Consider the following 6,890-nt stretch of genomic DNA (forward strand, 5'->3'; position numbering starts at 1 on the left):
GACATCTCGTGACAGTGGCCGTAGGACCCTCGTCCCAGGTGTCGGACTCCTGACGACTGACGATCGTGATCCTGAGGGAACTCATGAGCAAACAGCCCGTGGGCGGCATCGACTTCGCCCACCCCCTGGCTTTCTGGACCGGATTCCTCACCTGCGTGGCGGGGGTGGCGCTGCATCTGCCGATGTACCTGCACGCCTCGGAGATGGGTTTCCACATGGCGGGCATGCCGATGGACACCCCCATGGTGGCCGGCATGGCGTTGATCGTCGTCGGGCTGGCGGTGACCACGTACGGGCTCGTCCCGCGTGACCTCAAGGCCGCCAGGCAGGCGGGCGAGGTGCGCATCCGCACCTCCGACGACGCCAGGCTCCGTCCCGCGCACATCGGTCTGATCCTCGTGATGACCGCCGCGGTGACCATCGACGCGATGAAGCCGATCACGCTGGCGTTCGTGGCCCCGGGCATGGGCAAGGAGTACGGGCTCAGGTCGGCCCTCAACCCCGGCGGCGACCTGCCCGTCGCGCTCCTGCCTCTGTTCGGCCTCACCGGCACGGTTCTCGGATCGTTCCTGTGGGGGTGGCTCGGCGACCGGATCGGACGGCGGGCGGCCATCCTGCTGGCCGGGGTGATGTTCGTGACGACCGCGATCTGCGGGGCGATGCCGTCCTTCGGGTGGAACCTGGCGATGTGCATGATGATGGGGCTCGCCGCCGGAGGCATGCTGCCCATCACCTTCTCGCTGCTGGCCGAGACGATCCCGGGACGGCACCGGGGCTGGGTCATGGTGCTCATCGGCGGCAACCTGGCCCTGGCGTACGTCCTGACGAGCTGGCTGTCGTCGGAGATCATCCCCGTCTACTCGTGGCGGGCGCTGTGGCTGCTGGGCATCCCCACCGGTGTGCTGCTCATCCTGCTGAACCGCTGGATCCCCGAGTCGCCCCGGTTCCTGCTGGCCCACGGGCGCGAGGCCGAGGCACGGGCCATCATGGTCAGGTACGGCTCCGCCGAGGCGGCCGAGGCCGAGGTCGAGCGGGCCGTCACCGACAAGGCCGACGGTGACAAGGGCGGCTACACCCCGCTGTTCCACCGCCCCTTCACCGGTCTCAGCGTCGCGGTGGTGATCCTGGGGCTGAGCGTCGGCCTGGTCACCTACGGCTTCCAGCTCTGGATCCCCTCCAACCTGCAAAAGCTCGGCCTCGCCCAGCAGGCGGCCGACCGCGCGCTGCGGGACTCGGCGCTGCTGGGCCTTCCGCTGGTCTTCATCGCCGCCGCGATGTACGGGCTGTGGAGCGCGAAGAAGACCATCGTCGTGCTGACCGTCCTGGTGGCCGCCGCGCTGCTGGCCTTCTCGGTGGCGGGCGAGTCGCTGGTGCACGACGAAACCTGGATGTACGTGCTGCTCGCCGGGCCGATCGTCGGCACCGCCACGATCGCCGCGGTGGTGGCGGCCTACAGTTCGGAGATCTACCCGACGCGGATCCGCTCGCGCGGTTCCGGTCTGTCGGCGGGAGTGGGCAAGTTCGGCGGGGTCGCGGTCACGGCGGTCCTGGTCGCCGGGGTCACGGTGCCCTCCATCGGCGCCACCGCGCTCCTCGGCGCGGTCCCCCTGGTCCTGGCCGTCCTGGCGATCGCCTTCTTCGGCGTCGAGACCCGCACCGCGAGGCGTGAGAACGGCCTCGTGGGAACGGCCTCGTGACCGCCCGGCCGCCGTTGACGGTGGCCCGACCGCGGCCTGACCGTGGCCTGGTCGCGGCCCGACCGCAGCCTGGTCGCGGCCTGACCACGGCCTGACCGTGGCGGGGAAAAGTCGTCCGCCGGTTGAGCGCGGGATGGGAAGTCTCTAGATTCGGGCCGTGACAGATAGCTCGACCGGGGCGGCCGGGCCGTTCGCCGAACCCTCCCCGAAGAGAACGCGGATCGGCTGGGCACTGTCCGTCGGGTTCGCGGCCTGGATCGTGGGATTCTTCGCCTGGTGGACGGTCAGCTGGGCGATCGAAGCGGAAGAGTGCGGTCTCGATCCGTACACGGAGTACGAGACAGAGAAATGCGTTCCGGTGAGCGCGTGGGGGGCCGCGGCGGCGTATATGTGGATCGCCGCTCCGGTGGTCTGGATCGCGGCGGCCCTTTTTCTCTGGCTCGCTCCCAGGCGTCTGGTGCGGGCCCGGCGGATCGCGCTGTGGAGCATTCCCTTGCTCCCGGTCGGCACCGTCGCCGTACAGGTCCCCGTGTACGTCCTCTACGGGCCGCCGCCCCCCTGACGTCCGCCCGGTACCCGGGACGTCCGGTCCTCAGCGGAGTTCCAGGACGATCTCCTGGCGTAGCGGTCCCGCGTCGATGCCCGCGTCGGCGATGACGCGGGAGGCCAGTCCGCCGCCCTCGCGGAGGATGCCGAGCAGCAGGTGGCCGTCGCAGATGGTCTTCTGCCGCAGGGCCAGGGCCTCGCGCAGGGACAGTTCCAGGACCTTCTTGGCCCGTCCGGTGAGGGGGGTGTGACGGCCGCTGACGCGCTGTCCTCGCCTGGTCGTCACGGGTGCGCGGTCCAGCGCGCCGGGACCGAAGGCGGCCTCCACCCTCTCCCTGACGGCGGACAGGTCGATGCCGATCGATTCGAGGGCGTCGGCGTCCAGGGTGTCGGAGGGCCGCCGGGGGGTCATGCGGGCGACGGCCTGGTAGGCCTGCTCGTAGTCGAGGCCGCGCCTGCCCAGCACGCGGGCCGAGAGCGTGGCGCGCTGGTCGAGCAGCCCGAGCAGGAGGTGCTCGGTGCCGATGAAGGGGTGCCGCAGCCGCTGGGAGTTCTCCCGGGCGAGGACGACCGCCTGGCGGGCGTCCTGGTGGAACCGTTCGAACATGGCTATTTCTCCCGTCTCAACAGGCCTCGGCCACCCGCGTACTTCTTGTGCACCGCCTGCCGGGTCACTTCCAGGCAGTAGGCGATCTCCTGCCAGGACCAGCCCTGCTCCCTGGCGTTCTCCACCTGAAGGGCCTCCAGCCGATCGACGAGCATCCGCAGCGCCCGGACGGCCCGTAGGCCCACGGCCGGGTCGCGGCTGCCCGCGTCTGAGGCCAGCTGTGCCGTATCGCTCATAGATGTCAATGTAAGTTGACGCCTCTCTCGTGTCAACCCTGATTGACGTCGCCTCGCGCCGGGAGGCCGTCTCAAGGTCAGAAAACGGTTTGCCTGGTGATATTGGCTTTTGTCAGGCTGGAGTTGCTATGCGCTCCCTACCTGCCGCCGACCCCGGCGTTCCCGATGCCCGCAGTCCGTTCCGATATCTCTTCTGGGTCGCCCGTAAGCAGGCGGGGCCGCTCGCGATCGGCATCGGCTACGCCACCCTGTGGTGGACCGCGATGGCGCTCATGCCGGCGGCGATGGGCAGGGGCATCGACGCCATCAGGGCCAAGGACATGGAAGGCCTGCTCACCTGGGGTGCGGTGATGCTCGGCCTGGGACTCGTACAGGCCGCCGCCGGTATCCTGCGGCACCGGATGGCCGTCTACAACTGGCTGGCGGGCGCCTACCGGACCGTCCAGATCACCGTCAGGCAGGCGACCAGGCTGGGCGCGACCCTGCCCAGGCGGATGTCGACCGGCGAGGTGGTCAGCGTCGGCAACTCCGACATCGCCCACATCGGCAACGCGATGGACATCCTGCTGCGCGGCACCGGGGCGATCATCGCCATCGGCACGGTCACCGTCATCCTCATCAGGACCTCGCCGCCGCTGGGCCTGATGGTGCTTCTCGGCGTTCCCCTCATGGCCGTCGCCGTCGGTCCGCTGCTCAGGCCCCTGCACCGGCTCCAGCACGTCCATCGCGACCTGCAGGGCGAGATGTCGACCCGCGCGGCCGACATCGTCGCAGGTCTGCGCGTGCTGCGCGGCGTCGGCGGCGAGCAGATCTTCGCCGACCGCTATGCCGAGGAGTCCCAGAAGGTACGGCACGCGGGCGTGCGGGTGGCGGCGGTCGAGTCCGTGCTGGAGGGCGCGCAGATCCTGCTGCCCGGCCTGCTGATCGCGGGCGTGACCTGGCTGGGCGCGACGTTCGCGATCAGGGGCGAGATCACGGCCGGTCAGCTGGTGGCCTTCTACGGCTACGCGGCCTTCCTGATCGCCCCCCTGCGGGCGCTCACCGAGGCGGCCGACAAGCTGACCAAGGGGCACGTGGCCGCGGGCCGGGTGGTGCGGATTCTCCGCCTGGAGCCGGAGGTCGGCGGCGGCACCGGCGGTTCGGCCGGGGGCCTGCTGCGCGACGTCGCCTCCGGCGTCGCGATCCGCCCCGGCGTGTTCACCGCCGTCGCCGCGGCCACGCCCGAGGAGGCCGTCGCGATCGCCGACCGGCTCGGCCGCTACGCCGACGGCGACGTGGACTTCGGCGACGTGCCGCTGAGCACCCTGCCGATCTCCGAGGTCCGCCGCCGGATCCTGGTCGCGGACAACGAGGCCATGCTGTTCGCCGGGACGCTCAGGGACGAGCTGGACGTCACCGGCCGGGTCCCGGACGACAGGATCGCCGAAGCCCTGCGCGACGCGTGCGCCGAGGACATCGTCGAGGCGCTCCCCGGCGGCCTCGACGGGCACGTCGCCGAGTCGGGCCGGGAGTTCTCCGGCGGCCAGCGGCAGCGGCTGCGGCTGGCCAGGGCGCTGGCCGCCGACCCGGAGACGCTCGTCCTCGTCGAGCCGACCAGCGCCGTCGACGCCCACAGCGAGGCGCGCATCGCCGCCCGGCTGGCCGTGGCCAGGGCTGGGAGGACCACCCTGGTCTGCACCACCAGCCCGCTGGTGCTCGACCGCGCCGACCACGTGATCTACGTGGAGGAGGGGATCGTGCGCGCCCAGGGCACCCACCGGGACCTGCTGGCCGCGCACCCGGCCTACCGGGCCGTCGTCACCAGGGGCGACGACCCCCGGGACGGGAGGACGCACGACAGTCCCGAGCCGGCCACCGCCGGTCACGGGTCACGGGGAGGGGAGACAGCGTGAGCAGGCAGATTCTGCCGGTCGCCGACCGGAGGCAGGTCCGCGCCTACGCCCGCAGGCTCGTGCTGAAGTATCCCGGCGCGCTGTCGGCGGCGCTCGGCCTGCACAGCCTGGCCGCCGTGGCCGGTCTGGCCGTGCCGTGGCTGCTCGGCGGCCTCGTCCAGGGGGTCCAGGACGGCACCGGGATCAACGTCACCGCGGTCGCGCTGGCCATCGCGGGCTTCCTGGCCCTGCAGGGGGTGCTGGTCAGGTTCGCCGTCTACGCCTCCTCCCGGCTCGGTGAGAAGGTCCTGGCCGAGCTGCGCGAGGAGTTCGTCGACCGGGTCCTCGGCCTGCCGCTGTCGACGGTCGAGCGCGCCGGTTCGGGCGACCTGATCACCCGTACCTCCCGGGACGTGGACACGCTCTCACGCAGCGTGCGGCACGCCGTACCCGAGACGATGATCGCCCTGGTCACCTGCGCGATCACCGTCGGCGCGCTGCTGCTGACCGGGCCGCTGCTCATGCTGCCCTCGCTGCTGGCCGTACCGATCCTGGTGATCTCCACCCGGTGGTACCTCAAGCGGGCGCGGGACGGCTACCTGCGCGAGAGCGCCGCCTACGCGGACATGACCGACGGCCTGGCCGAGACGGTCGGCGGCGCCCGCACCGTCGAGGCCCTGGGCCTGCAGGAACGCAGGCACCGCCGGACCGACGCCGACATCGCCAGGTCCTGGGACGCCGAGCGCTACACCCTCGGGCTGCGCACGGTCTGGTTCCCCGCGGTCGAGCTCGGCTACGTGATCCCGATCGTGGCGACGCTGGGCATCGGCGGCGTGTTCTACATCTGGGAATGGGTCTCGCTGGCCCAGGTGGCGATGGCCACGCTGTACGTGCAGCAGCTCATCGACCCGCTCGACCGGCTGCTGATGTGGATCGACGAGTTGCAGGTCGGCGGGGCCTCCATGGCCCGCCTGCTGGGCGTCGCCGAGGTGCCCGACGACCGCGAGGCCGGTTCCGGCGCCCCCGACGGGGCGCGGCTGCGCGCCGACGACGTCCGTTACGCCTACCGCGAGGGGCACGACGTGCTGCACGGCATCGACCTGGTGGTCGAGCCGGGGGAGCGGCTGGCCATGGTCGGCCCGTCAGGCGCGGGCAAGTCCACGCTCGGCCGCCTGCTGGCGGGCATCCACGGGCCGCGCGCCGGCTCGGTCACGGTCGGAGGCACCCCGCTGGTCGAGCTCCCGCTGGACGACCTGCGCGGCCACGTCGCACTGGTGACCCAGGAGCACCACGTGTTCCGGGGCACGTTGCGCGACAACGTGCTGATCGCCCGCCCCGAGGCGGACGACTCCGCGGTGCAGGCGGCCCTTGCGGCCGTGGACGCCTGGGAGTGGGTCTCGGGCCTGCCCGGCGGGCTCGACACGATGGTCGGCTCCGGCGGCGAGCCGGTACCGCCCGCCCAGGCGCAGCAGCTCGCCCTCGCCCGCCTGGTCCTGGCCGACCCGCACACCCTGGTCCTGGACGAGGCCACCTCGCTGATCGACCCCAGGGCCGCGCGCTCCCTGGAGCGCTCGCTGGCCGCGGTCCTCCAGGGGCGTACGGTGATCGCCATCGCCCACCGCCTCTACACGGCGCACGACGCCGACCGGGTCGCGGTGGTCGAGGACGGCCGCATCAGCGAGCTGGGCTCCCACGACGAGCTCGTCGCCGCCGACGGCTCCTACGCCGCCCTGTGGAGCAGCTGGCACGGCACCCCGAGATAACGGCGGTCGGTGATCGTTCCCAGGCTCCCGGGGCCCGGCCGAGGGGACGACCGGCCGGTCGTCCCGCGATCGGGTGTCCCGTGGCATCGGCATATGCGGGTATGTGTCGGGACGATTGTCCATCACCCGGAAGACGCCCGGATCATGCAACGGCAGATCCGGTCGCTTCT

General features: G+C 71.8%; 6 protein-coding genes. 4 read left to right on the forward strand and 2 right to left on the reverse strand.

What is annotated here, in order from left to right; genetic code table 11:
* Window positions 1-83 precede the first annotated feature (83 nt).
* Together AB0N02_RS38930 and AB0N02_RS38935 are read left to right on the forward strand one after the other, a co-directional pair.
* Window positions 84-1,697, forward strand: a complete 1,614-nt coding sequence (locus AB0N02_RS38930; RefSeq protein ID WP_363957642.1) for an MFS transporter — start codon at window positions 84-86, stop codon at window positions 1,695-1,697.
* Between the two features lie 157 nt (window positions 1,698-1,854).
* Entirely contained in the window at window positions 1,855-2,259 is a 405-nt protein-coding gene (locus AB0N02_RS38935; RefSeq protein ID WP_363957644.1) for a hypothetical protein, read from the forward strand.
* A gap of 30 nt (window positions 2,260-2,289) precedes the next feature.
* On the opposite strand, the gene AB0N02_RS38940 is transcribed toward AB0N02_RS38935, so the two are convergent.
* The gene (locus tag AB0N02_RS38940; protein WP_363957647.1) at window positions 2,290-2,850 is read right to left on the reverse strand and encodes a Clp protease N-terminal domain-containing protein; all 561 of its coding nucleotides are present in this window, start codon (window positions 2,848-2,850) and stop codon (window positions 2,290-2,292) included.
* Window positions 2,851-2,852: 2 nt separating this feature from the next.
* Entirely contained in the window at window positions 2,853-3,086 is a 234-nt protein-coding gene (locus AB0N02_RS38945; RefSeq protein WP_352071087.1) for an RNA polymerase subunit sigma-70, read from the reverse strand.
* Between the two features lie 128 nt (window positions 3,087-3,214).
* On the opposite strand from AB0N02_RS38945, the gene AB0N02_RS38950 reads away from it, so the two are divergent.
* Both AB0N02_RS38950 and AB0N02_RS38955 read left to right on the forward strand, forming a co-directional pair.
* On the forward strand, window positions 3,215-4,978 hold the full coding sequence (locus AB0N02_RS38950) for an ABC transporter ATP-binding protein (RefSeq protein ID WP_363957651.1): 1,764 nt from the start codon (window positions 3,215-3,217) through the stop codon (window positions 4,976-4,978).
* Entirely contained in the window at window positions 4,975-6,720 is a 1,746-nt protein-coding gene (locus tag AB0N02_RS38955; RefSeq protein ID WP_363957654.1) for an ABC transporter ATP-binding protein, read from the forward strand. The genes AB0N02_RS38950 and AB0N02_RS38955 overlap by 4 nt, the downstream gene beginning before the upstream one ends.
* The last annotated feature ends 170 nt before the right edge of the window (window positions 6,721-6,890 follow it).

Origin of the sequence: Streptosporangium sp. NPDC051022 (genome assembly GCF_040683035.1) — a bacterium.
Taxonomy (GTDB): Bacteria; Actinomycetota; Actinomycetes; order Streptosporangiales; family Streptosporangiaceae; genus Streptosporangium.

Coding starts and splice junctions, on each gene's coding strand:
- AB0N02_RS38930 (WP_363957642.1), top strand. CDS start 84: ATGAGCAAACAGCCCGTGGGCGGCATCGACTTCGCCCACCCCCTGGCT.
- AB0N02_RS38940 (WP_363957647.1), bottom strand. CDS start 2,850: ATGTTCGAACGGTTCCACCAGGACGCCCGCCAGGCGGTCGTCCTCGCC.
- AB0N02_RS38945 (WP_352071087.1), bottom strand. CDS start 3,086: ATGAGCGATACGGCACAGCTGGCCTCAGACGCGGGCAGCCGCGACCCG.
- AB0N02_RS38950 (WP_363957651.1), top strand. CDS start 3,215: ATGCGCTCCCTACCTGCCGCCGACCCCGGCGTTCCCGATGCCCGCAGT.